Genomic DNA, 23922 nt, shown 5'->3' on the forward strand with positions numbered 1-23922 from the left:
CCAGTTCCACCAGTTCCACCAGTTCCACCAGTCCCACCAGTTCCCGTGAAGCAGGAAGAAGGCCGAAGAAGGTCATGGACATCCACGAGATCGCGACCGGACCGCTGCCGCGGCAGGTCGCCGACCGCTACCTCGACGCCCTCATCGGGCTGGACCCGCTCACGGGCAGCTACCTCGGCGTGCGCGAGAGCGACAGCCTGCTCCCCGATCTGTCGCCCGCCGGACAGGACGCCGTCACCGCACTGATCTCGCACACGCTGGAGGAGCTCTCCGCGGCCGAGAAGCAGCCGGGCGCGGACACCACCGCGGAGCGGCGCTGCGCCCGGCTGCTCCGGGAGCGGCTGACCGTGGACCTGGAGGTCCGGGAAGCCGGCGAAGGGCTGCGCGCGGTCAGCAACATCCACTCGCCGGCGCACCGGATCCGCAAGGCGTTCTCCGCGATGGCGATGAGCAGCGAGGAGGACTGGACGGTGGTCGCCCGGCGACTGCGGGCCGTCCCGGCCGCCCTGGAGGGCTACCGCGCCTCGCTCGCCCTGGGCCTGGAGCGCGGCCTGCTCGGCGCCCCCCGCCCGACGGCCACCTTCGTCCGCCAGCTCACCGAGTGGGTGGGCACGGACCGCGGCTGGTTCGACGAGCTGGTGACGGCGGCGCCGGCGCCGCTGCGCGCGGAGCTCGACCCGGCGGCGGCTTCGGCGACCGGGGCCGTCCGCGCGCTGCGGGACTGGATGCGCGATGTGTACGCGCCCGCCGTCCAGGGGGCCCCGGAGACGGCGGGCCGCGAGCGCTACGCCCGCTGGTCGCGCTACTTCAACGGCGCCGACCTCGATCTCGACGAGGCGTACGCGTACGGCTGGTCCGAGTACTACCGGCTGCTCGACGAGATGAAGGCCGAGGGCGCCAAGGTGCTGCCCGATGCCGACCCCTGGGAGGTGCTCGCCCACTTGGAGGAGCACGGCACGCGCATCGAGGGCGTCGAGGAGGTCCGGGTCTGGCTGCAGAACCTGATGGACGAGACGATCGAGGCGCTGGACGGCACCCACTTCGAGCTGGCCGAGCCCCTGCGCACCGTGGAGTCCCGGATCGCCCCGGCGGGCGGCTCGGCGGCCCCGTACTACTCGGCGCCCTCCGAGGACTTCTCCCGTCCGGGCCGCACCTGGCTGCCCACCCTGGGCGAGACGAGCTTCCCGATCCACAGCCTGGTGTCCACCTGGTACCACGAGGGCGTGCCGGGTCACCACCTGCAACTGGGCCAGTGGGCGTACGTCGCCGACCAGCTCTCCCGCTTCCAGGCGACGGTCGGCCAGGTCGAGGCGAACTCCGAGGGCTGGGCGCTCTACGCGGAGCGGCTCATGGACGAACTGGGCTTCCTCGACACCGCGGAGAAGCGGCTCGGCTACCTGGACGCGCAGATGATGCGGGCCGTCCGGGTGATCGTGGACATCGGCGTGCACCTGGAGCTGGAGATCCCGCGGGACGCGCGGTTCCACCCGGGCGAACGCTGGACGCCGGACCTGGCCCAGGAGTTCTTCGCGAACCACAGCGGGCGCCCCGCCGAGTTCGTGGAGAGCGAGCTGACGCGCTACCTCTCGATGCCGGGGCAGGCGATCGGCTACAAGCTGGGCGAGCGGGCCTGGCTGCTGGGCCGCGAGAACGCCCGGAAGGCGCACGGCGACGCTTTCGACGCGAAGGCCTGGCACATGGCGGCCCTGTCCCTGGGCTCGCTGGGCCTCGACGATCTGGTGGAGGAACTCTCGGCACTCTGAATTACTCGCGCGAATGCGGAGGGCGTGAATTCGGAAATGATAGTGGGCTGAACGTCAATGCGGGTCCGCCGGTATTTCCGGCGGACCCGCACCGGGTCACCGTGCGACCGACCCTTCCTGCAGGCGCTCGATCATTCGGTAAGTGGTTTCGAGCGGCGTTTCCCCGATCGCGGAGGCGTCCGCCGCGCCGTCGTATCCGAGCGCCTTGATCTTGTCGTTCCATTCCTCGTGACCGGCGAACGGAATGGTCTCGCCGTCCGTGTAGCGGGGCAGCGGCCGGTAATTGTTCACGTTCTCGACGGGCTCGCCGCGGACGAGGATCGGGTCGAGGTAGAGGCCGTCGCTGCTGATGCGCGTCGACGTCGAGATATACCCGATGTCGAGCCCGGCGCGGCGCATCGGGGACGTGTTCGCCTCGGAGCAGTGCAGCAGATGGGGGTGGTGGATCGAGACGTCGCCGGGGTTCAGCTCGATATCGACGATGCCGGCCTTCTGCACCCATTCGTTCACGATGTCCTCGTCCGAGACGGAGGACAGCATGTTCGGGGTGTCGGTGCGCAGCTTGGGCGTGTGCAGCGGCAGCCGGTGGCTGCCGGGGACCATCCGCAGGCAGCCGTTCTCGGTCGAACTGCGGTCCACCGCGAGCCAGACGGTGAGGGCCTGCATCGGTTCGAGCTTCCAGTACGCGCCGTCCTGGTGCCACAGCACGGGCTGGCCGTCGAAGGCCGGCTTGCAGATGTAGTGGGCCGTGAAGCAGGCGACGTCGGGACCGAGGAAGAACTCGGCTATGTCGGTGAGGCGCGGGTCGGATATCAGCCGGACCCAGAACGCGTCGTTGCGGATCAGGGGGTGGTGCAGGTGTTCGGGCCGTACGTCCGGGTACTTCTCCATGAGCCACTCGATGTGCGAGCGGGCTTCGTCGATGAGGTCCACCGGGATGACGTCCCTGATAATGGCGAAACCGTTCTCGGAGTACTCTTCCGCCACTTTGCTGAAGTCGCGCACGAGATGTAATCCTTCCGCGTTTGTTGTCGCGTGTGAACTGCACTGGTCCGATTGGATCAGGTTGCCGGTCCGGGGATTGGCCTGTCAACCCCCGTTGATCATGCGTCAGTAATTGAGAGGGTATGGGGCACATCGATAGTCGATCCGCATCGATGGCCCGATTGGCCAAAACTTTATTTCCGAAAACCGACGTTGGTTGACAGGTTCCAGAGCGCCGCACTAGGTTCGGCCGGAGTCGTGCGGGTAATTCCTTTGGCGGCATTGAAGGATGACGTCGATATTCATTTGACAGCGTTTTGTAAATCAGGGGCGGTGCCCGTACGCCCGCCGGCCGGCCGCGGACGGGTCCCGCCTCCCGAAGCCGAAGGAGCCTTGCCATGGAGGAGCGCCACCACTGGTACGCCGTCCGCAACGCGGAGGGCCAGTACTCGGTCTGGCGGAACCACCTGCCGGTCCCCGAGGGCTGGGAGCCCGTGCACCGGGCCGCCACCAAAGAGGACTGCCTGGACTACATCGACCGGACCTGGACCGACATCCGACCCGCCAGCTCCCGCTGACCGTCCTCAGCGGTGTTGACCCTGGCTTCAGGCGAGAGACGAGCATGAACACAGAGATCCGGACCCTTCCCGCTTCCAGTGGCCAAGAGCGGCTCTGGCTGATCGCCGAATCCGACGGGACCACCACCCCCTACGCGGCCCCGTTCGGCTACCACCTCGCCTCGCGGCTGTCCGCCGCCCGGCTCGAGGAGGCCATGGAGCGGCTGATCACCCGTCACGACGCCCTGCGAACCGGCCTGCGCTGGACGGGTGACGGGCTCTCGCAGGAGGTGCACGCGGTCGTGGCACCCGATGTGCGCAAGCTCTCCTGCGGCGACACGCGGGAGTTCACCGAGGCGCTGCGCGCGGTGGCGGCCGAGCCGTTCGACCTGACCCGGCCGCCCCTGGTCCGTACGGTGCACGCGGAGATCGGGCCGGACGAGACCGCGCTCGGGTTCGTCTTCCACCACTCCATATGCGACTCCTGGTCCCTGGAGATCTTCCTGCGGGACCTCACGGTGCTGCTCGACGGCGGCGCCCCGGACACCGATCCCGGCGAGCACGCCGCGTGGTCGCTCGCCGAGCGGGACTGGCTGGAGAGCGCCGGGGCCGAGCTGGACCGCGGCTACTGGCGCGAGCGGCTCCGGGGAGGCGCGGCCCCCCTGCGGCTCGGCCGCTACGACCGCAAGCCCTCGTTGACCGGTGACGTGCACCGCTTCACCGTGCCGGTCCCGTTGGTGGCCCGGCTGGTGAAGCAGACGGCCGCGTCCCCGTTCTCGATCACCCTGGCCGCGTTCGGGGCGCTCCTACACCGCTACTCGCTCAACGAGCGGATCAGCATCGGCCTCCCGGTCGCCGGGCGCGCCACCGAGGAGGCCGAACGCACCTTCGGCTACCTGAGCAACACCGTCGTGGCCCTGGAGGAGTACACGCAGGACACCACCTTCCGCCAGGCGGTGGCCTCGGCCTTCCGGCACGTGGCGGAAGGCCTCCAGCACGGCGCGCTGCCGTTCCAGGAGCTGGTGCGCCTCTCCGGCGTGCGCCAGGAGGGTGACGTCCCGCTGTACCAGGCGATGTTCGGACCGCAGAACACGCCGGTGGAGAGCGAGCCCGAGATCGGCGGGCACCGCCTGACCCGGCTGCCGGTGCACAACGGCACGGCGAAGCACGAACTGACCCTGCTGGTCGAGCAGGTGGGCGGCGACTTCGAGTTCGAGCTGGAGTACGACACCGCCCTCTTCGACCGCGCCTGGGCGGAGCGGCTGGCCACGGCTTACCTGCGGCTGCTGGAGTCGGCCGCGCAGGACCCGGACACCCCGGTGGACGAGCTGGCGCTGTGCACCGCCGAGGAGATGGCGGAGTCCTTCGCCGAGCGGGCCGACGCCGACAGCTTCCTGAACGAGGACCCGACGCACGTGGCCATCGAGGCCCAGGTGCGCCGCACGCCCGACGCCGTCGCCGTCCGCTGGGACGGTGGTCAGCTGACGTACCGCCAGCTCGACCGGAGGGCCAACGCGTTCGCGGCGCGGATCGTCGAGGCCGGCATCGCGCCGGGCAGCCGCATCGGCATACGCCTGGACCGCGGACCGGACCTGATCTGCGCGGCGATCGGAATCCTCAAGGCCGGTACGGCCTTCGTCCCCCTCGACCCGAAGTTCCCGGCCGCCCGCATCGAGACCATCTGCGCGGACGTCGCCGTCTCCGCCATCGTGGCCGATCGGTCCGCGGTGGCGGAACTGTCCGGCATCGCCCCGGTCCTGGTGCCGGACGAGGCCGAGGCGGAGAGCTCCCCCGGCGTGCGGGTGCGCCCGGAGGACCTGGCGTACATCTACTACACCTCCGGATCCACCGGAACGCCCAAGGGCATCGTCATCTCCCACCGCGGGGTGGGCGCGCGACTGGCCTGGTTCAAGGAGGCCTACCCGCTGGCGCCCGGCGACGCGGTGCTGTTCAAGACCCCGCTGCTCTTCGACATATCCATCTGGGAGATCTTCCTGCCGCTGTTCTTCGGCGCGCAGGTGCTGGTCGCCGAGCAGGGCCGGGAGAGCGACCCCGACTACCTGAGCTCCGTCCTGCGCAGCGAGCCCGTCGCGCTCGTCCACTTCGTGCCCGTCGCGCTGGAGACGTACCTCGGCGCCGTCGAACCCGGCGCCTACCCCGACCTGCGCTGGGTGATCGCGAGCGGCGAGGGGGTGCCGACGAGCCTGCACCGGCGGGCCCGCGAACACTTCGGGACCGCCGTGCACATCCAGTACGGGCAGACCGAGACGGCCGAGGTCACCGTCTGGGACGGCACCGAGGACGAGGACGGCCCGGCGGCGGCCACCCTGCTGGGACGGGAGGTCGGCGTCTACTCGATGCGCGTCGTCGACCGCGCGCTCCAGCCGGTGCCCGACGACGTGCCCGGCGAGCTCTGCGTCAGCGGTCCCGGCGGTGTCTCCTGGGGCTACCAGAACCGGCCGGCCACGACGGCCGAGCGGTTCGTGGCCCATCCGGGGGACCCGGGCGCGCGCCTCTACCGTTCCGGGGACGTCGTCCGCCGGCTCGACTCCGGAGTCTTCGAGTTCCTGGGCCGCGCCGACCAGCAGATCAAGATCCAGGGCTGCCGCGTCGAACCGGGCGAGGTCGAGAACGTGCTCGCCCTGCACCCGGCCGTCGCCGGCTGCGTGGTCCTGGCCCGCAAGGCCGCGGACGGCGGCATCCAGCTGGCCGCCTACGTGGTCGCCGCCGATGCCGGCGCCGCCCCCTCCCCGGGCGACCTGGCCGACTTCGCCAAGGAGCGCCTGCCCTGGTACATGGTCCCGGGCGCCTTCGTCCTGCTGCCCGAGTTCCCGCGCACCCTGGGCGGGAAGATCGCGCGGGACCTCCTGCCCGAACCGGACCGCCAGGCCTTCCCGCTGGAAGCCGGCGCCGAGGGCCCGGACGGGCCGGTGGAAACGGAGATCGCGGCCGAGTGGACCCGCGTGCTCGGCATCCACGACATCGGCCGCCACGACGACTTCTTCACGGTCGGCGGCACCTCGCTCAGCCTGGTGCGGGTGCTGGGGGCCGTCGGCAAGCGCTTCGGGATCGCCCTGCGCGCGGGCCAGTTCACCCACCGCCCCACCATCGCGGCGCTCGCGGAAGCCGTCCAGGACGGCATCGAGGAACTGGTGAGCAGCCTCTCCGAAGAGGAAGCGCTCGACATGCTGGAGGCGTTGCGCGCCCATGAGTGAGATGCCAGCCGGACGCAAGGAGCTCATGGAGCTCCTGTTGCGCGGCCGCGCCGCGCGGCCGCGGACCGCGAGGAAGGCCGTGACGTCGGCCCCGCTCAGCCGCACCCAGCAGCGGTTGTGGTTCCTCGAACAGCGCTACCCCGGTACCGCGCAGAACAACATCGCCGTCGGACTCGACCTGGAGGACGCACCGGACCGGGCGGAGCTCGACCGGGTGCTCACCCGGCTGCAGGAGATCCACCCGGCCCTGCGGCTGCGGGTGGCCGGTTCACCGGACGCCCCCGTACAGGAGGTGACCGATTCCGGAGCGGTGCCCCTGGACTGGCACGACCTGACCGACCGGGCGCCCGAGCGGGCCGCCGAGCGCGCCGAAGAGCTCACGGCCGCCGCCGCCCGCCGGCCCCTGGACCTGGGCCGTCCGCCGCTGTACCGGGCGACCGCGGTCCTCCTGCCCGACGGGAGCTGGCGCCTGGTCCTGGTCTTCCACCACCTCGTCGTCGACGGCTGGTCGGTCGGCGTGCTCTGCGAGGACCTGGCCCTGCTGCTCGCCGGCAAGGAGGCCGAGGCCCCGGCGGCGGACTTCGTCGACTGGGTGTCCCGCAACGACGACGGGGCCGCCACGGACCGGGTGCGCGAGTACTGGGCGGCCCGGTTCGCGGACGCTCCCGCCGCCAGTACCCTCGCCCTGCGCGAGGGGACCGTCGACGACCCCGGCCTGCGGGGCGGGACGATCCCCGTCGACATCGACGCCGAGCTGACCGAAGCCGTGCGCGCGCTCGCCCTGCGGCTGCGCGTCACCCCGTACGCCGTGTGCCTGGCCGCCTTCAAGGTGGTCCTGCGCAGGTTCTCCGACGCACCGGCCGTGGTGGTCGGCTCCCCGAGCGCGGGCCGCGAGGATCCCGCGCTCGACCGGGTCGTGGGCTTCTTCGTACGGACCCTCGCGCTGCGCACCGACATCGCGCTGGACGACGGCTTCGCGGACGTCGCGCGCCGCGTGCACCAGGTGGTCATCGACGCCCTGGACCACCAGCCGATGCCCTTCGACGAACTGGTGGCGCTGACGGGGGCGAGCGGCTCCGAATCCGCCAATCCGCTGTTCCGCACGATGCTGGCCTACCAGGGCGCCACCGGCGAGGAGCCCGAGTGGAACGGCCGGCTGCGCGGCATGCGCGACCTCGACAGCGGGACCGCCAAGTTCGACCTGACGCTCGCCCTCAACGAGGACGCGCGGGTCATCACCGGTGCCATGGAGTGGGCGGAGCGCGGGACGGACGAGATCGCGGCCGCGGGCGCGGTGGAAGCGTTCCTCGCCGTCCTGCGGGAGGTCGTCGTCCGGCCGCAGACCCGGATCGAGGAGATCCCGCTGACGCGGGCCCCGGCGCGGGCCGAGCCGGTACGGGAAGAGCCGGCCCGGGCCGAAGCGGTACGGGCCGTACCGGCCCGGGCCGAACCGGTACCGCAAGAGCCGCCATCGGCGGTGACCACGGGGCAGGACCCGGCGCGCGCCGCCGGGCCCCGCCACCTCAGCCTGGCGGACGGCCTGTTCCACCAGGCCGCACTGACCCCGCACGCCGTGGCGCTGGTCGACGGCCGCGAGGGGAACCTGGACTACGCCGAGCTCGCCGACCGGGTGGCCCGCACCGCCGTCCAGCTGCGCCGGCGCGGACTGCGCCCCGGCGAGCGGGTGGCCCTCCTCGTGGAGCGGTCGGCCGATCTCGTCGTCGCCGTGCACGCCGTCACGGCGGCGGGCTGCGGCTACGTCCCGATCGACACGACGGCCCCGCCGGCCCGGATCGCCGAACTGCTCGGGGCGGCCGATGTCGCCCTGGTGCTGTTCCACGAGCCGACCCGCGCCCTGCTGCCGGACGGGCCCTGGCAGACGATGGACGCGGCCGTCAGCCGGATCGCCTCGATCCCGGCGCCCCGGCGGACCACGCCCGCCGGCGCCGGCGACTGCGCCTACCTGCTGTTCACCTCCGGCTCCACGGGCGCGCCGAAGCTCGTCGCCTTCCCGACCGACGCCTCGCAGGCGTTCCTCGACTGGATGCAGAGCCGGATGCCCCTGGGCGCCGACGACCGGGTGCTGCTGAAGACCCCGTACGGCTTCGACGTCTCGGTGTGGGAGCTGTTCTGGCCGCTGCGGCACGGGGCGGCGCTCGTCGTCGCGGAGCCCACCGGGCACTCGGACCCGGCCTACCTCGCCGACCTGATCCAGCGCGAGCGGGTCACCGTGGCCAACTTCGTGCCCTCCGTCCTGGAGTACTTCCTGGACCTGCCGCAGGCGGGCCGGTGCACCACGCTCCGCTACCTCCTCTCGGCGGGAGAGGCCCTCACCCCCGCCCTGCGGGACCGGGTACAGGAGCGGCTCCCCGCCACCCTGGTCAACCTGTACGGCCCGACCGAGACGAACGCGGTGACCGCGCACACCTGTCCGCGCGGCCAGGGTCCCGGCCCCGTCCCCATCGGCGCGGCCCTGCCCCACACCAGGCTGTACGTCCTCGACGAGCACCTGCGTCCGGTCCCGGCCGGCCTGCGGGGCGAGCTCTACATCGGCGGTGAGCTGGGCACCGCGATCGGCTACTGGGGACAGCCCGCCCTGACGGCCGAGCGCTTCGTACCGGATCCCTTCGCCGCCGAGCCGGGCCGGCGCCTGTACCGGACCGGGGACGCGGCACGCCTGCTGCCCGACGGGCAGTACGAGTACCTGGGCCGGCTGGACCGCCAGGTGAAGCTGCACGGCGTGCGCATCGAGCCGGCCGAGATCGAGGCGGCGCTCGTCCTGCACCCCTCGGTGACCTCGGCGCGGGTGCTCGTGCTCGGCAAGGACAAGGCGGCGGAACTGGTCGCCTTCTACACACCGGAGCCGGGCGCCGACCCCGAGACCGGCGCCATCCCCGAGACCGGCGCCATCCCCGAGACCGGCCCCGGCCCCGAGACCGCTCCCGGCCCCGACGCGCTCCGCGCCTGGGCCGCGACCAGGCTCCCCCGCCAGCTGGTCCCGCGCACGCTGCTCCCGCTGCCCCGGCTGCCGCTGAACACCAACGGCAAGACCGACGCGCACGCACTGACGGCGCTCTGGCGCGAGCACCGGGCCGAGCACCGGGCCGAGAGCCGGGCCGAGCACCGGACCGCCGCGCCCGCCCTCGGCGGCGACCCGGCCGAGCGGGAGGTCCACGCGGCCTTCGAAGAGGTGCTGGGACACACGGTCCGCGACCGGGAGTCCACCTTCTTCGAGCTGGGCGGCAACTCGCTGCTGCTGCTCCGGCTGGCCGTGGTGGTGGAACGGCGCACCGGCTTCCGGCCGGTCATCGCCGATCTGGCCCGCCGCCCCACCGTCGCCCAGCTGGCCGCACTGGTGCGCTCCCGCGCGGCCTCGGACGACCTGCTCGTCCCGCTGGCGGGGGTCCCCGGCGCCCCGACGGTGCTCCTGATGCCGCCCGCGTCCGGATCCGCCCTGGCCTACGTACCGCTGGCGCGGGAGCTCGCACCCGACTTCCGCGTCCTGGGCTTCAATGCACCGGGCCTCGACGCGACGCCGCCCCGCACGGTGGCGGAGTTCGTCGCGGGGCTGCTGCCCTCGGTGGAGCGCAGCGCCGGGCAGGGCCCGGTGGTCCTCGCCGGCTGGTCCTTCGGCGGCGTCCTCGCCTACGAGCTGGGCGTGGCCCTGGCCCGGCGCGGTCTGCGGCCGGCGGCCGTGGCCATGTTCGACAGCTGGGTGCCGGCGCCGGGCGGCGAACCGTCACCGGCCGACGAGGACGGCATCGAGGTCCTGCGCGGCCACGGCCTCATCCCGGCCGGGCTCCCCGAGGCGGACCTGCGGGCACTGACGGCCATGGTCGCCGCGACGACGGAGGCGTTCAGGGCCTTCGCGCCCACCGCGGGGGCGGACTTCCCGGTCCACCTGATCCGGGCGGGCCGCGGCTATCCCGGAATCGAAGACGCCGGATACGACGACAGCCGTGGCTGGGCCGACGTCGTTCCGCTGCTGCGGGTCGGCGAGGTGGCGGCCGACCACTTCGAGCTGCTGGGCCCGCCCGCGATCCACGAACTTGCCCAGCAGCTGCGCGCGCTCTCCGCGCTCGCGCTGCCCGGTGTCCACCCGAACACAGAAGGAGGCTCACGATGAGTGCGGCAAAGGAAACGCTCCACAACGACGGTGTCGTACTGCTCAAAGTGGGCGAGTACCCCTACACGGCGGAGCAGATCGACGAGCTGATCGAGCTCTGCAAGAAGCTCCCCCACCCGGACGGCATCGGGGTGGAGAACCGGCTCGGCGTCGGACGGATCCTCGTCGACCCCGTGGACATCGGCCGCGGCGAGCGGGGCTACGAGCCCGCGAAGGTCGAGGCGCCCGAGATCGCGCAGGCGATCCTGGACATCGCCGCCTCGGACGCGGCGCTGGCGTTCTGGGCCGACTGCTTCGGCCTGGAGAAGGTCACGATGCGCCGGGCGCAGACCAACTTCCTCTACGAGGGAGACTCGGTCGGCTCCCACAACGACCACGAGGCCAACCCGGAGTACCGGATCAGCATCGTGATCGGCCTGACCGAGGACTACACCGGCGGCGAGTTCGTCGCCGAGATCTCCCCGCAGGACCACCGCCGCTTCCGCGTGAACCGCGGGGACATCCTGGTGGCCAAGCCCGAACTCCAGCACGCCGTGAGCGTCGTGGAGTCCGGCGAGCGCATGTCGCTGGTCCTGTTCATGTCCTGAGCCCGGGTGTCGGCCGGGGCCGCGACCGGCGGTCCCCCGTCACGGTCCGGCCGCCGGCCTGCGGCCGCTCGCATCCGTCCCGGCGCAGCAGCGCCGGCCGACCGGCCCCGATCCCCGGGAGTCATAGCCATGCGCACCTATCGCGAAATCCTCCGGACGCCGGAGTACACACCGCTCTTCCTGACGACCTCCGGACAGGTGGCCGCCCAGACGGTGAGCGGGCTGGCCCTGAGCACGCTGGTCTTCACGGCGACGGGTTCCCCCCTGCTCTCCGCTCTCGCCATGTTCGGCCCCTCCCTCGCCCAGGTGATCGGGGCGACGTTCCTGCTGTCGGGCGCCGACCGGCTGCCGCCGCGCGCCACGCTGACCGGGATCGCCCTGATCTTCGCCGTCACGACGGCCGCCCAGGCCGTCCCGGGCCTGTCCGTGTGGGCCGTCTTCGCCATCCTGCTGGGCCAGGGCATGATCGGTTCGCTGGGCGGGGGCGTGGGCTTCGGGCTGCTCAACGAGATCCTCCCGAGCGACGGGTACGTGCTGGGCCGCTCCATGTTCAGCATGTCCGCCGGTTTCATGCAGATCGGCGGTTTCGCGGTCGGCGGCGTCATCATGGCCGCCCTGTCACCGAGCCGCGCGCTGCTCATCGGCGCCGCCCTCTACCTCCTCTCCGGGCTCATCGCCCGGTTCGGCCTCAGCGCCCGGCCGGCGCGCGCCTCCGGCCGGCCCTCCGCCTCCGAGACCTGGCGCGACAACGCGCGCCTGTGGTCCTCCAAGCCGCGCCGCTACGTCTACCTCGCGTTCTGGGTTCCGAGCGGGCTGGTCGTCGGCTGCGAGTCGCTCTACGTCGCCTACTCGCCGAAGGACGCGGGGCTCATCTTCGCCTCCGGCGCACTCGGCATGCTGGCAGGCGACGTGCTGACGGGCCGTCTCCTGCCGCAGCGGTGGCGCGCGCGCCTCGGCGTGCCGCTGCTGCTGCTCCTCGCCGCTCCGCACCTGGTCTTCGCCCTGCGCCCGGGGCTGCCCGTCGTGATGGTGGCCGTCCTGGTCGCCACGGTCGGGTACTCGGCCAACTGGGTCTTCCAGGAGCGGCTGCTGGCCCTGACCCCCGAGGACATGAGCGGGCACGCGCTGGGACTGCACTTCTCCGGCATGCGCACGATGCAGGGCGTCGGCGCCGCCCTCGCGGGCGCCGTGGCCCAGTACACCTCGGCTTCGACGGGCATCGCCGTGGTCGCGGCCGCCTCCATCGCGGTCACCCTGGCCCTGATGCCGGGGCTGCGCGCCGACGGCGACGCGCCCCCGCGGGCGGACCGGGCGAAGGACGGGCCGGACGTCGCCGAAGGCCCCGACGGCCCCGACGGCCCGGCCGGGCCCGGCCACCGGGTGGGAGAGCTGCGGGGACGCGAAGGCGAGCCGGCCGGCCAGTAGCACCCGCCCGTCCGGGGCCGCCGCGACCGGTCGCCCGACCTCCATCGAAAGCCAGTTCCACGATCCGGGCCCACCACACGCCAGGGGGAGAAACGACATGTCCGAAGCACCACAGAAGACGTCCGCCTTGTACGGCATCAGGACACCCGCGGGCCCGCGCGGCGCACAGCAGCCGTGGTGGAACCCCCAGGCCGGTTCGGCCATGCCCTTCCAGCGCTACGAGCGGTCCGGGCCCCGGCTCCCCTATGCGCTGACCGACCGCAGCTGGCCAACGAAGTCCCTGGTCAAAGCGCCGCTGTGGGCCTCGGTCGACCTCCGGGACGGGAACCAGGCGCTGAGCCGCCCGATGGACATCGAGCGCAAGAGCCGGATGTTCGAACTGCTCGTGCGCATGGGCTTCAAGGACATCGAGGTCGGCTACCCCTCGGCGAGCGACGCGGACTTCTCGTTCGTCCGCACCCTGATCGAGCACGACCGGATCCCCGACGACGTGACCATCTCCGTCTTCACCCCGGCCCGTACGGAGCTGATCGACCGGACCTTCGAGGCCATCGCGGGCGCCGACCGGGCGATGGTGCACCTGTGCAACGCGACCGCCTGCCTGTGGCGCGACGTGGTGTTCGGCATGAGCGCCGAGGAGGTGCGGGCGATGGCCGTGCGGTCCGCCGGGCACGTCGCCCGCAGGGCGGACTCGGTCAAGGGCGCGGACCTGCGGTTCGAGTACTCGCCGGAGACCTTCAACGTCACCGAGCCCGATTTCGTGCTGGAGGTGTCGAACACCGTGACGGCGCTGTGGGACGCGGCCCCGGACCGGCCGGTCACGCTGAACCTGCCGAGCACGGTGGAGACCGACTCCCCCAACGTCTTCGCGGACCAGATCGAGTGGATGCACAAGAACCTCGACAACCGGGGCGGCATCATCCTCTCCGTCCACCCGCACAACGACCGCGGTACGGCCGTGGCCTCCGCCGAGCAGGCCGTGATGGCCGGGGCGGACCGGATCGAGGGCACCCTCTTCGGCAACGGCGAGCGCACCGGGAACGTGTGCCTGGCGACCCTCGCGCTGAACCTCTTCAGCCAGGGCATCGACCCCCAGCTGGACTTCTCCGACATCGACGCGATCCGCCGCACCGTCGAGTACGCCAACCAGCTTCCGATCCCGCCCCGCCACCCGTACGGCGGCGACCTCGTCTACACCGCGTTCTCGGGCACCCACCAGGACGCCATCGCGAAGGGCCTGGCCGAGATCGAACGCCGGGCCGCCGCGGCCGGCGTCCCCGGCGGTGCGATCCCGTGGGACGTGCCCTACCTGCCCATCGACCCCAAGGACGTGGGCCGCAGTTACGAGTCGGTCGTCCGGGTCAACAGCCAGTCCGGCAAGGGCGGTGTCGCGCACGTCCTCAAGAGCGCCTACGGTCTCGACCTGCCGCGCGGACTGCGCGTGGAGTTCGCCAAGCGCGTCCAGCGCGTGGCCGACGGCGACGGTACCGAGCTGACGTCCCGGGACCTGCGCGCCGTCTTCACCGAGGAGTACCTCGACTTCGCGCGCCCGGCCCTGCTGCTCAAGGACTTCCGGGTGGCCGTCGAGGGGTCCCGCACGCGCGTCGAGGCCCTCGTCGCGCTGGGCGACGGCGCCGAGATCGGCATCGACGGGACCGGATCCGACGCCGTCGACGCCTTCGTGCGGGCCCTCCCGCACGCCGGTTTCGCGGTGGAACTCACCGAGCTGACCGAACACGCCGTCGGCGAGGCCCTCGGGAACGGGTTCGCCGCCTACGCGCTGATCACCGCCGGCGGCCGGTCCTGGTACGGCGTCGCCCTGGCCGCGGACCAGGACGCCGCCCGGCTGTCCGCCGTGACCTCCGCCGTCTGCCGGTCGCAGGCGTCCTGACCCGCGCCCAGGCGCCCAACCCAGGAGAGGAAGCACCTCCAGATGGCTCTCACAGGCCGCCGCGTCCCCCTTCCCGACAACCTGCTCGTCCACGGGGTGTTCGAGTCCCACGCCCGGCTGACCCCCGACCGGACCGCCCTGACCTGCGGTGCCACCGAGCTCACGTACGCGGAGGTCAACGAGCGCAGCAACCGCCTGGCCCACCACCTGATCTCGCTCGGCGTGGGCCGCGGCTCGGTCGTCGGGGTGTGCCTGGACCGGACGCCGGAGCTCGTCATCAGCATCCTCGGGATCATGAAGGCGGGCGCGGCCTACGTGCCGCTGGACCCCACCTACCCCGCCGAGCGGCTGCACCTGATGGTGTCCCAGCTCGACCGGATCAAGCTGAACATCGTCTCCGCCGGCACCCGCGCGCTGCTGAGCACGGCGCCCGGCGAACTCCTCCTCGTCGACGAGCTCGGCGCCGATCTCCGGGCGCGGCCCGCGTCGAACCCGGACGTCGCCCTCGGCAACGACGACCTCTGCTACGTGGTGTTCACCTCGGGCTCGACCGGGATACCCAAGGCGACGGCCATCCGCCACGCGGGCTGGTACAACCTCCTGGAGTGGCTCCGCCTGGAGTACCGGCTGGACAGCGGTTCGAGCGGGCTGACCGTCAGCTCGTTCGGCTTCGACATCAGCCAGCGCGGGCTGATGGCCCCGCTGTTCTGCGGAGCCGCGATCCACCTGCTGCCCAGCCGGATGTTCGACCCGGGCATGGCCTACGGGATCATCGAGCAGAGGCAGGTCAAGCAGCTCCACTGCGCGCCGAGCACCCTCTACGTGCTGATCGACCACGAGGTCGCCGTCGGCGGCGACGCCCTGACCCGCATGGGCCACGTGTTCATCGGCGGCGAGCCGCTGACCGTCTCCCGCGTCGAGGAGTGGGCCGTCCGGGAGGGCAACTCCTGCGTGCTGCTCCACCAGTACGGGGTGGCCGAGTGCACCGACGTGGCCAGTTCCCACCTGCTGGCCGACTACCCCCGCTACCGCGGGGCCGCGACCCCGGCGGGCCCTGCGGTGTACAACACCGAGATCAGCATCCTCGACGAGGACCTGACGGAGGTCCCGGACGGCACGACCGGGGAGATCTGCATCTCCGGCATGAGCGTCAGCGCGGGCTACCTCAACGCGTCGCCCGCCGACGCCCGGCGCTTCACCGAGCTGCCCACCGCGGACGGGCCCGTCCCGCTCTACCTGACCGGCGACCGCGGCTACCTCGCCGCCGGCGAACTGGTGGTGGTCGGCCGGGTCGACGCCCAGGTCAAGATCCGCGGCATGCGGATGGACCTCGGGGACGTGGAGCACGGCGTGCGCGGACACGCGCTCGTCGAGGACGTCGTCGTACTGGCCCTGCCCGACGGGGACGGCGAGCCGCGTCTGGTGGCGTACGTGCTCCCGGTGGCGGACGGGCTCAACACCCGCCGCTTGTACCGGGATCTGATGGACGTGCTGCCCCGCAACATGATCCCGCAGGAGTTCATCGTCCTGGACGCCTTCCCGCTCAACCCGAACGGGAAGACCGACCGCCGGGCCCTGGCGGCCATGACCGCCCCGGCGGCCCGAGCACCCGAAAGGAACGACCAGTGATCGCATCCAAGGTCCACGAGATCTGGAGCCGCGCGCTCAAGACCGACGAGTTCGCCGACGACGACGAGTTCTTCGTCCTCGGGGGGAACTCCCTGGCCATGACCAGGATCCAGCGGGAGATCCAGGCCGAGCTCGGCGTGGCCGTCCCGATGGACGAGCTCTTCCGCAGGACCACCGTCGTGGAGGTCACCGAGTACATAGAAGCGGTCCTGGCCGCCGCCTGAGGACACAGCAAAACCGCCCCTGACCCGTCGAAACGGGTCAGGGGCGGTTCGAAGCGGTAGCGGTGGGATTTGAACCCACGGATAGCTTGCACCATCACACGCTTTCGAGGCGTGCTCCTTCGGCCGCTCGGACACGCTACCGAGAGAGAGCTTAGCCCAAGGAGTGCCGTGCTCTGAAATCGATTGCCCCCGGCCCGGTCAGAGATCGCGGAAGAAGTCCGTCAGCTGCCGCGCGCACTCCCCCGCGAGCACGCCCCCGACCACCTCGGGCCGGTGGTTGAGTCGGCGGTCCCGTAGGAGGTCCCACAGGGACCCGGCCGCGCCCGCCTTCTCGTCGGACGCCCCGTAGACGACCCGGGCCACCCGCGACTGCACGAGCGCGCCCGCGCACATCACGCACGGCTCCAGGGTCACCACGAGGGTGCACCCCGGGAGCCGCCATTCCCCGAGTGCGGCCGCCGCCCGGCGCAGCGCCAGTACCTCGGCGTGCGCCGTCGGGTCGCCGGTCGCCTCGCGCTCGTTGTACCCGGTGGCGAGGATCTCGCCGTCCGGGCCGAGCACGACGGCGCCGACCGGCACGTCGCCGGCCGGCACCGCCCGGGCGGCCTCCTGGAGCGCCAGGCGCATGGAGTCCCGCCACGGGTCCCGTACGGGATCGGGTGCGTGCGCGGTGATCACTAGCGGACGGCCTCCAGCACTTCGGTGGCGCCGAGCGACTCGGCGATCTCCGAGAGGGCTTCCCCGTCCAGGGTCATCAGTTGTTTGTGGCTCACCCCGAGGTCGTCGAGCAGCCGGGGGTCGCCGAGCGGGCCGGAAGGCGCCGGTTCGGCGCCGGCGCGGGGCTCGCCGGCCGCGTCTTCGTCATCTTCCTCCTCGGTGTCGTCGTCCGCGTACGAGGCGGTGACTTCGTCCTCGCCGTCCTCGGTGCCGTCGAGGTCCAGTTCGTCGAGTTCGTCGTCCTCCTCGTCCTTGCCGAGCAGCTCGTCCGTCAGCATCGAGCCGTACGAGCTGCGGGATGCGGCGGAGGCGTTGGACACGTAGTAGCGCGGGTCTTCCTCGCCGTCCACGCGGACGACCCCGAACCAGGCGTCCTCCTGTTCGATGAGGGCAACCACCGTGTCGTCGTCGACAGCGGCGGAACGGGCGAGATCGATCAGATCACTCAGGGACTCGACGTTGTCGAGTTCCATGTCGCTCGCTTCCCACCCGTCTTCGGTGCGCGCGAGCAGTGCGGCGAAATACACCGTGACTCTCCCACTGGTCATAGGCGTGCCGGTTGGAGGTCCCCCCGGCCGGAGGTGGGTGGGGAGTGGAACGGCCGCCGTGCTCGCCGTTTCGTACCCCGCCCAATCGGCATCGTGGCAGAAACGGAGGCTTTGCGAGAGGTCTTCGGCGCCGTGGCGCTGGCCGCGCGTGTTGTACGGGGGCCCCGCGGGCCCGGCCCGGAGGCGCGCGGCGGGGCGCACCCGGCCCTGCGGGGGGACCCGTCCGGACCGCTCCGGGGCCGTCACCAGCGGAAGGTGCGCATGCGCATCTGCTGGCGCATGCGGGCCGCGCGGGCCCGCCTGGGCTGCACGCGATCGCGCAGTTCCCGGGCCTCGTGCAGGTCGCGGAGGAACTGCGCGCGTCTGGCTCTGCGCTGCGCCGTGCTTTCCGGTGTCTCGTCGTCGTCTTCGGGCATGGGTCACCGCCCCTGGATGGTCCGGTCCGGTCCGCCCCCGCCCACCACTTTCCCCGGACCAGCCGTTTGATGCCACCTTCCGTCGTGTATCAGTCGGATTGCGACAAGGTCGGAATCACCGCCACGGGCCCGTGGGCGTGCTGGAGCACCGCGTTCGCCACCGAGCCGATCATCAGGGAACCGATGTGCCGCCGCGGGTGGTGGCGGCCCACGACGACCAGCGCCGCCGACTTCGAGGCGTCCACCAGCCGTCCCGCCGCGTCCCCGGGCACCGCCGCCTGCTCGACGGGCACGCCGGGGTACCTGGCGCGGAAGGGCGCCAGCCGCTCCGCCTGGGAGCGCAGCATCTCCCGCTCCGCCGGCACCGCGTTCTCGTCCTCCCCCACCAGCGCCTCCGGCGGGACCACCGCGAAGGGGCTGTCGATCACCGTCGCCGGCGACGGCGGGATGCTGTACGCCGAGACCACCTGGACGGCCGTCCCCCGCGCGGCGGCCTCGGTGAACGCGAAGTCCAGTACGTCGTCGGGCGTCTCCGCGGCGTGCAGTCCGAGCACGACCCGGCCGGCCGAGGGCTGTGCGGCGGCCGCGGCGGCGCGCGCCTCGTGCGGGACGACGACCACCGGGCACGCCGCGCTGGTGGCCACGGCGCGGCTGTTCGAGCCGAGCAGCAGGGAGGCGAAGCCGCCGCGGCCGCGCGAGCCCATCACCAGCATCCGGGCGCCCTCCCCGACGGCCCGCAGGGCCTCGGGCACCGAGCCCTCCAGCGACTCGTAGGCGACCTCCGAGGGCATCGAGGGCCCCGCGGCCAGGAGCTGGCGGATCCGGTCGCTGACGGGGTCGGCGAACTCCTCGGGCTCGGAGGCGTCCCGCAGGGACGAACGGCGTGCCGCGTACAACTGGGCGCTGTCGGGCAGCACGTGGGCGACGAGCAGCCCGGATCGGTGGCGTACGGCCGCGCTCCTCGCCCACTCCAGGGCCTTGAGGCTGTCCTCGGATCCGTCGACGGCTGCGATCACCAGGTGGTCGGTCATCAACCCAGACTGCTGGGGGTCCGGGCGCGGCGCATCCGCGGGCCGTCGGCGGCGCCGCCGCCGCTCCGGGCACGAAGGGGTGGGCACAGCGCGTAGCCTTTTGGGTGTCGGTCGCGTCTTTGCGACCCTTTTCGCAGGTAGCGGTCGCAGGTCGCAGGCGGAAACCCGTCGGCAGCCGAGTCTTGGAGGATGTTGTGCGTTTGCAGGTCGTGGATCACCCGTTGGTGGCGCACAAACTCACCACCCTGCGCGACAAGCGCACCGACTCCCCCACCTTCCGGCGCCTCGCCGACGAGCTGGTCACCCTGCTCGCGTACGAGGCCACCCGGGACGTGCGCACCGAGCAGGCCGACATCCTCACCCCCGTCGGCCCGACCACCGGTGTGAAGCTCTCCCACCCGCGGCCGCTGGTCGTCCCGATCCTGCGCGCCGGCCTCGGCATGCTCGACGGCATGGTGCGGCTGCTGCCGACCGCCGAGGTGGGCTTCCTGGGCATGGTCCGCAACGAGGAGACCCTGGAGGCCTCCACGTACGCGACGCGCATGCCGGAGGACCTCTCGGGCCGCCAGGTCTACGTGGTGGACCCGATGCTCGCCACCGGCGGCACGCTCGTCGCGGCGATCAAGGAGCTCATCAAGCGCGGCGCGGACGACGTGACCGCGGTGGTGCTGCTGGCCGCGCCCGAGGGCGTCGAGGTCATGGAGCGCGAGCTGGCGGGCACGCCGGTGACGGTGGTGACGGCCGCGGTGGACGAGCGGCTCAACGAGCACGGCTACATCGTGCCGGGCCTGGGCGACGCGGGCGACCGCATGTACGGCTCCGCCGAGTAACCGCACGGGTCCTACGGACCGGGCTTCAGCACTTCTTGGGAGGCGCGGGCTGGGGGTTGGCCAGGGCGGCCAGCGCCTTGTCCGCGTCTTCCTTCGTCGTGAGCTCCTTGAAGGCGTCGCCGAGGATCAGGTCGATGTCCGCGGTCTCGCGGGCGTCGGTCTGGTGGGTGGCACCGGCCAGGTTGGTGCCCAGTACGGAGAAGGCAGCCTTGTCGGTCTGCGGAGAGCCGACCAGTATCCCGACGTCCGGGACCTTCTTGTCGAAGTCGGCGGGGGCGTTGCCGACCTTGCCGAGGGCGAAGCCGCGCTTCTTCAGCTCGTCGCCGACCGCCTTGGCGAGGCCCGCGCGCGGGGTCGCGTTGTAGACGTTGACCGTGATCTGGCCCGGCTGGGGGAGCGTGAGCGGCGGTGCGGCGGAGGCCGCCGCGGCGCCGGCCTTGGGGGCGGGGGTCGCGCAGTCCTTGGCGGCCGCGGCGGCGTTGCGTTTGCCCGTGTCGCCGCGGAACACGTCGATGAGCTGCATCGCCCCGTAACCGATCAGGGCGAGGCCGATGACCGATCCGAGCACGAGGAGGACGAGCCGGCGGCGGCGATGCGGACGGGACATGCGGGGGTAAGCCGCTCCCGTCACTCGGTACTTTCCGCCCATGCCGGGGGGAGTGAGCATGCTCATGTGCGCAGCGTAATGCCGACCGCTGCCGTTGCCCACTGAATCATCTGTTGATAGGGCAAGGCAGACCCGAAAGGCGCAACCAGGACGCATCCGGCACCCGGTCGGCGCGCGTGGGCCCGACTCGTGGTGCCGATCGTGACGCCGGCTCGTGGGCGCCCGCTCGTGGCGGCGTCGCTCAGCCCAGTTCGAGGACGCGGGCGTGCAGGACCTGACGCTGCTGGAGCGCGGCGCGGACGGCGCGGTGCAGTCCGTCCTCCAGGTAGAGGTCGCCCTGCCACTTCACGACGTGGGCGAAGAGGTCTCCGTAGAAGGTCGAGTCCTCGGCGAGCAGCGTCTCGAGGTCGAGCTGACCCTTGGTCGTCACCAACTGGTCGAGCCGGACCGGGCGCGGGGCGACATCCGCCCACTGCCGGGTGGTTTCCCTGCCGTGGTCGGGGTACGGCCGCCTGTTTCCGATGCGCTTGAAGATCACACGGAAAGCCTACCGGGCCGGTGCCTGCGGGCGCAGCCTCGCGATGACGGTGCAAAGGTGGCAGACAGCACTAATTCGGGAGTGATGCATGAGCGAGAGCACCGACCCGGCGTCCCCGGCCGGCCAGATCGCCGCCGGGTACGCCTTCACCGGACCCGCGCTCGACCTGGGGGCCCTGCTCTGGGACGGAAACTGCCTGCCGGAGCTGCAGATCCGCATCCCGCTGTCGATGCTCAACCGCCACGGACTGGTCGCCGGAGCCACCGGTACGGGCAAGACCAAGACGCTCCAGCTCATCGCCGAACAGCTCTCGGCGAACGGCGTCCCGGTCTTCCTCGCGGACATCAAGGGCGACGTCTCGGGCATCTCCGTACCCGGCGCGAGCAACGACAGGATCGAGGAACGGGCCAAGGACGTGGCCCAGGAATGGCGGGCCACCGGACACCCCAGCGAGTTCTATTCGCTGGGCGGCATCGGACCGGGGATCCCGCTCCGGGCCACCGTGACGAGTTTCGGCCCCGTCCTCATGTCCAAGGTGCTCCAGCTCAACCAGACGCAGGAACAGTCGCTCGGGCTCATCTTCCATTACGCCGACACCAAGGGCCTGGAGCTCATCGACCTCAAGGACCTGCGGGCCGTCGTCGCGTTCCTCGTCTCCGACCAGGGGAAACCGGAGCTCAAGGGCATCGGCGGACTGTCCACGGTGACCGCCGGGGTGATCCTGCGGGCCCTGACCGCCTTCGAGCAGCAGGGCGCCGCCGAATTCTTCGGCGAGCCCGAGTTCGACACCGGCGAATTCCTCCGCACGGCGGCCGACGGGCGCGGACTGGTCTCCGTACTGGAGCTCCCGGCGGTCCAGGACAAACCACAGCTCTTCTCCACCTTCCTGATGTGGCTGCTGGCCGACCTCTACGGCGATCTGCCGGAGGTCGGCGACCTGGAGAAGCCCAAGCTCGTCTTCTTCTTCGACGAGGCCCACCTGCTCTTCAACGGCGCCTCGAAGGCCTTCCTGGACTCCATCACCCAGACGGTGCGGCTCATCCGCTCCAAGGGCATCGGCGTCTTCTTCGTGACGCAGACCCCCAAGGACGTGCCGGCGGACGTCCTGGCCCAGCTCGGCAACCGGGTCCAGCACGCGCTGCGCGCCTTCACCCCGGACGACGCGAAAGCGCTGAAGGCGACGGTGAAGACCTTCCCCAACTCCGCGTACGACCTGGAGGAGCTGCTCACCCAGCTGGGCACCGGCGAGGCCGTGATCACCGTCCTGAGCGAAACGGGCGCGCCGACCCCGGTGGCGGCGACCCGGCTGAGGGCCCCGCAGTCCCTGATGGGCCCGATCGACGCGGCGGCGCTCGACCAGGCGGTCAAGTCGTCCCTGCTCCACTCCCGGTACGCGGAGCCGATCGACCGGGAATCGGCGTACGAGAAGATCAGCGCGGAGCAGGCGGCGGCGGAGGCGCAAGCGGAGGCGGCGGCCGCGGCGGCCGAGGAGGCGAAGGCGGCGAAGACCGCGGCGGCCGCCGCCCGCAGCGCCCCGAAGCCGGACCCCTCGCTCGCGGAACAGGTCGTCGGCAGCGGCCTCTTCCGCTCCCTGGCCCGCTCCATCGGCACCCAACTGGGCCGCGAGATCTCCCGCTCCCTCTTCGGCACAGCCCGCCGCCGCCGCTGAACTCCAGCCCCAACCCAGCCCTGCGGGCACAGTCCAGCCCGCCGGTAAAATCCAGCCCCGCCGGCGTTTGAGGCGCGGGGTCTGGGGCGGAGCCCCAGGGGTCCGGGCGCAGCCCGAGCCTTGCGGGTCAGGGCCGAGCCCGGGGAACGGCGCGACCACCGGGTACGGTACCGGCGGAGCCGACCGGCTGCGAGACTCGACGCATGCGGACCGAACTCACCGACACCACCTCCAGCAAGGTCAACAAGGCCCTGCTCGACGCCCGAAGGGCCGTGGGCAGCCCCACGATGGGTCTCGTGCTCAACCTCCTCGTCGCCACCGACGAGGAGAACGCCTACGACGCCGTCCGCGCCGCCTCCGAGGCCTCGCGCGAACACCCCTGCCGCATCATCGCGGTGATCAAGCGCACCGCGCGCGGCCCGCAGCGCCTGCGCCAGAACCGCCTCGACGCCGAGCTCCGTGTCGGCTCCGACGCCGGTTCCGGGGAGATCGTGCTGCTCCGCCTGCACGGGACGCTGGGCGAGCACGCCGGCTCCGTCGTGCTCCCGCTCCTGGTGCCCGACGCCCCCGTCGTCGCCTGGTGGCCGGCCGACGCCCCGGACGCACCCGCCCGGGACCCCCTGGGCGCCCTCGCGCAGCGCCGGATCACCGACGCCGAGGCCGCCCCCGACCCCGTCGCGGTCCTCGACGCCCGCGCCGCGACCTACGCCCCCGGGGACACCGATCTCGCCTGGACCCGCCTCACCCCCTGGCGCTCGCTCCTGGCCGCCGCCCTGGACCAGAAGCCGCTCCCGGTGACCGGCGCGGCCGTCGAGAGCGAGCCGGGCAACGCCAGCTCCGAGCTGCTGGCCCGCTGGCTGGAGGACCGGCTCGGCGTGCCGGTGGCCCGCGTGGCCACCGAGGGCCCGGTCATCACCCGGGTCCGGCTGACGACCACGGCGGGGGAGATCCGTATCGACCGCCCGGACGGGATCCTGGCCACCCTGCTCCTGCCGGGCAGCCCGGACCGCAAGGTGGCCTTGAAGATCCGCAGCAGCGCCGAGCTGATCGCGGAGGAACTGCGCAGGCTCGACGCGGACGAGGTCTACGCTTCGGCGCTGCGCTTCAGGCACCCGGCCCAGGCACCGCTCCGCGCGTAGCGATCGCCCTGCCCGGGCCCCGCTCC

At 72.1% G+C, this 23922-nt stretch carries 19 protein-coding genes and 1 tRNA gene; 12 read left to right on the plus strand and 8 right to left on the minus strand.

The annotated features are described in order from the left end of the window. The first annotated feature begins 74 nt into the window (after positions 1-74). Positions 75-1763 (plus strand): DUF885 domain-containing protein, encoded by a 1689-nt coding sequence (locus tag J7E97_RS24235; RefSeq protein ID WP_251055066.1) that lies wholly within the window; start codon positions 75-77, stop codon positions 1761-1763. A 96-nt stretch (positions 1764-1859) separates the two neighbouring features. Here the strand turns inward: J7E97_RS24235 and J7E97_RS24240 are convergent, their stop codons facing one another. Next, complete coding sequence (locus J7E97_RS24240) at positions 1860-2768, minus strand: phytanoyl-CoA dioxygenase family protein (protein ID WP_215031017.1); 909 nt, start codon at positions 2766-2768, stop codon at positions 1860-1862. A 377-nt stretch (positions 2769-3145) separates the two neighbouring features. Between J7E97_RS24240 and J7E97_RS24245 the strand changes: the two genes are divergently transcribed. The 8 genes from J7E97_RS24245 to J7E97_RS24280 all read left to right on the plus strand — a co-directional run bounded on the left by J7E97_RS24245 (position 3146) and on the right by J7E97_RS24280 (position 16401). Beyond that, positions 3146-3325 (plus strand): MbtH family NRPS accessory protein, encoded by a 180-nt coding sequence (locus J7E97_RS24245; protein ID WP_215031018.1) that lies wholly within the window; start codon positions 3146-3148, stop codon positions 3323-3325. Between the two features lie 44 nt (positions 3326-3369). After that, positions 3370-6519, plus strand: coding sequence for a non-ribosomal peptide synthetase (locus tag J7E97_RS24250; RefSeq protein ID WP_215031019.1), 3150 nt, complete (start codon positions 3370-3372; stop codon positions 6517-6519). Next, positions 6512-10645 (plus strand): non-ribosomal peptide synthetase, encoded by a 4134-nt coding sequence (locus tag J7E97_RS24255; protein ID WP_215031020.1) that lies wholly within the window; start codon positions 6512-6514, stop codon positions 10643-10645. Before J7E97_RS24250 ends, J7E97_RS24255 begins: the two co-directional genes overlap by 8 nt. Further along, positions 10642-11232, plus strand: coding sequence for a 2OG-Fe(II) oxygenase (locus J7E97_RS24260; RefSeq protein WP_215031022.1), 591 nt, complete (start codon positions 10642-10644; stop codon positions 11230-11232). Before J7E97_RS24255 ends, J7E97_RS24260 begins: the two co-directional genes overlap by 4 nt. A 129-nt stretch (positions 11233-11361) precedes the next feature. Further along, the gene (locus tag J7E97_RS24265; RefSeq protein ID WP_251055061.1) at positions 11362-12657 is read left to right on the plus strand and encodes an MFS transporter; all 1296 of its coding nucleotides are present in this window, start codon (positions 11362-11364) and stop codon (positions 12655-12657) included. A 97-nt stretch (positions 12658-12754) separates the two neighbouring features. Further along, complete coding sequence (locus J7E97_RS24270) at positions 12755-14548, plus strand: 2-isopropylmalate synthase (protein ID WP_215031024.1); 1794 nt, start codon at positions 12755-12757, stop codon at positions 14546-14548. 42 nt (positions 14549-14590) lie between these two features. After that, positions 14591-16177 carry an amino acid adenylation domain-containing protein gene (locus tag J7E97_RS24275; protein WP_215031027.1) on the plus strand — a complete coding sequence of 529 codons (1587 nt, stop codon included), beginning with the start codon at positions 14591-14593 and terminating at the stop codon, positions 16175-16177. Beyond that, the gene (locus tag J7E97_RS24280; RefSeq protein ID WP_215031030.1) at positions 16174-16401 is read left to right on the plus strand and encodes an acyl carrier protein; all 228 of its coding nucleotides are present in this window, start codon (positions 16174-16176) and stop codon (positions 16399-16401) included. Before J7E97_RS24275 ends, J7E97_RS24280 begins: the two co-directional genes overlap by 4 nt. 54 nt (positions 16402-16455) lie before the next feature. On the opposite strand, the gene J7E97_RS24285 is transcribed toward J7E97_RS24280, so the two are convergent. From J7E97_RS24285 to J7E97_RS24305, 5 genes are all read right to left on the minus strand, one after another. Next, positions 16456-16542 (minus strand) — tRNA-Ser (locus J7E97_RS24285). A 57-nt stretch (positions 16543-16599) separates the two neighbouring features. Then, entirely contained in the window at positions 16600-17028 is a 429-nt protein-coding gene (tadA, locus tag J7E97_RS24290) for a tRNA adenosine(34) deaminase TadA (protein ID WP_251055068.1), read from the minus strand. A 50-nt stretch (positions 17029-17078) separates the two neighbouring features. Continuing rightward, positions 17079-17645, minus strand: coding sequence for a hypothetical protein (locus tag J7E97_RS24295; RefSeq protein WP_215031062.1), 567 nt, complete (start codon positions 17643-17645; stop codon positions 17079-17081). A gap of 263 nt (positions 17646-17908) precedes the next feature. Beyond that, the gene (locus J7E97_RS24300; RefSeq protein WP_215031036.1) at positions 17909-18082 is read right to left on the minus strand and encodes a hypothetical protein; all 174 of its coding nucleotides are present in this window, start codon (positions 18080-18082) and stop codon (positions 17909-17911) included. 89 nt (positions 18083-18171) lie between these two features. Next, positions 18172-19113, minus strand: coding sequence for a universal stress protein (locus J7E97_RS24305; RefSeq protein WP_251055063.1), 942 nt, complete (start codon positions 19111-19113; stop codon positions 18172-18174). 194 nt (positions 19114-19307) lie between these two features. On the opposite strand from J7E97_RS24305, the gene upp reads away from it, so the two are divergent. Continuing rightward, on the plus strand, positions 19308-19943 hold the full coding sequence (upp, locus tag J7E97_RS24310) for a uracil phosphoribosyltransferase (RefSeq protein WP_215031037.1): 636 nt from the start codon (positions 19308-19310) through the stop codon (positions 19941-19943). 25 nt (positions 19944-19968) lie between these two features. Here upp and J7E97_RS24315 read toward each other — a convergent pair whose 3' ends face one another. Then, positions 19969-20616 (minus strand): LytR C-terminal domain-containing protein, encoded by a 648-nt coding sequence (locus J7E97_RS24315; RefSeq protein ID WP_251055065.1) that lies wholly within the window; start codon positions 20614-20616, stop codon positions 19969-19971. 175 nt (positions 20617-20791) lie between these two features. Further along, positions 20792-21088, minus strand: a complete 297-nt coding sequence (locus J7E97_RS24320) for a type II toxin-antitoxin system VapB family antitoxin (RefSeq protein WP_112446725.1) — start codon at positions 21086-21088, stop codon at positions 20792-20794. Between the two features lie 88 nt (positions 21089-21176). Here J7E97_RS24320 and J7E97_RS24325 point away from each other — a divergent pair, with 88 nt between their 5' ends. After that, positions 21177-22757 carry a helicase HerA-like domain-containing protein gene (locus tag J7E97_RS24325; RefSeq protein WP_215031040.1) on the plus strand — a complete coding sequence of 527 codons (1581 nt, stop codon included), beginning with the start codon at positions 21177-21179 and terminating at the stop codon, positions 22755-22757. Between the two features lie 203 nt (positions 22758-22960). After that, entirely contained in the window at positions 22961-23896 is a 936-nt protein-coding gene (opcA, locus tag J7E97_RS24330) for a glucose-6-phosphate dehydrogenase assembly protein OpcA (protein WP_215031043.1), read from the plus strand. Positions 23897-23922 lie beyond the last annotated feature (26 nt).

Origin of the sequence: Streptomyces sp. ISL-66, assembly GCF_018614135.1 — a bacterium.
In the GTDB taxonomy this organism is placed as follows: Bacteria; Actinomycetota; Actinomycetes; order Streptomycetales; family Streptomycetaceae; genus Streptomyces.

What these genes read in the sequence shown, in the direction of transcription:
- J7E97_RS24235 (WP_251055066.1), top strand. Translation starts at nt 75, where the DNA reads ATGGACATCCACGAGATCGCGACCGGACCGCTGCCGCGGCAGGTCGCC.
- J7E97_RS24245 (WP_215031018.1), top strand. Translation starts at nt 3,146, where the DNA reads ATGGAGGAGCGCCACCACTGGTACGCCGTCCGCAACGCGGAGGGCCAG.
- J7E97_RS24250 (WP_215031019.1), top strand. Translation starts at nt 3,370, where the DNA reads ATGAACACAGAGATCCGGACCCTTCCCGCTTCCAGTGGCCAAGAGCGG.
- J7E97_RS24255 (WP_215031020.1), top strand. Translation starts at nt 6,512, where the DNA reads ATGAGTGAGATGCCAGCCGGACGCAAGGAGCTCATGGAGCTCCTGTTG.
- J7E97_RS24260 (WP_215031022.1), top strand. Translation starts at nt 10,642, where the DNA reads ATGAGTGCGGCAAAGGAAACGCTCCACAACGACGGTGTCGTACTGCTC.
- J7E97_RS24265 (WP_251055061.1), top strand. Translation starts at nt 11,362, where the DNA reads ATGCGCACCTATCGCGAAATCCTCCGGACGCCGGAGTACACACCGCTC.
- J7E97_RS24270 (WP_215031024.1), top strand. Translation starts at nt 12,755, where the DNA reads ATGTCCGAAGCACCACAGAAGACGTCCGCCTTGTACGGCATCAGGACA.
- J7E97_RS24275 (WP_215031027.1), top strand. Translation starts at nt 14,591, where the DNA reads ATGGCTCTCACAGGCCGCCGCGTCCCCCTTCCCGACAACCTGCTCGTC.
- tadA (WP_251055068.1), bottom strand. Translation starts at nt 17,028, where the DNA reads ATGCGCCTGGCGCTCCAGGAGGCCGCCCGGGCGGTGCCGGCCGGCGAC.
- J7E97_RS24300 (WP_215031036.1), bottom strand. Translation starts at nt 18,082, where the DNA reads ATGCCCGAAGACGACGACGAGACACCGGAAAGCACGGCGCAGCGCAGA.
- J7E97_RS24305 (WP_251055063.1), bottom strand. Translation starts at nt 19,113, where the DNA reads ATGACCGACCACCTGGTGATCGCAGCCGTCGACGGATCCGAGGACAGC.
- J7E97_RS24315 (WP_251055065.1), bottom strand. Translation starts at nt 20,616, where the DNA reads ATGAGCATGCTCACTCCCCCCGGCATGGGCGGAAAGTACCGAGTGACG.
- J7E97_RS24325 (WP_215031040.1), top strand. Translation starts at nt 21,177, where the DNA reads ATGAGCGAGAGCACCGACCCGGCGTCCCCGGCCGGCCAGATCGCCGCC.
- opcA (WP_215031043.1), top strand. Translation starts at nt 22,961, where the DNA reads ATGCGGACCGAACTCACCGACACCACCTCCAGCAAGGTCAACAAGGCC.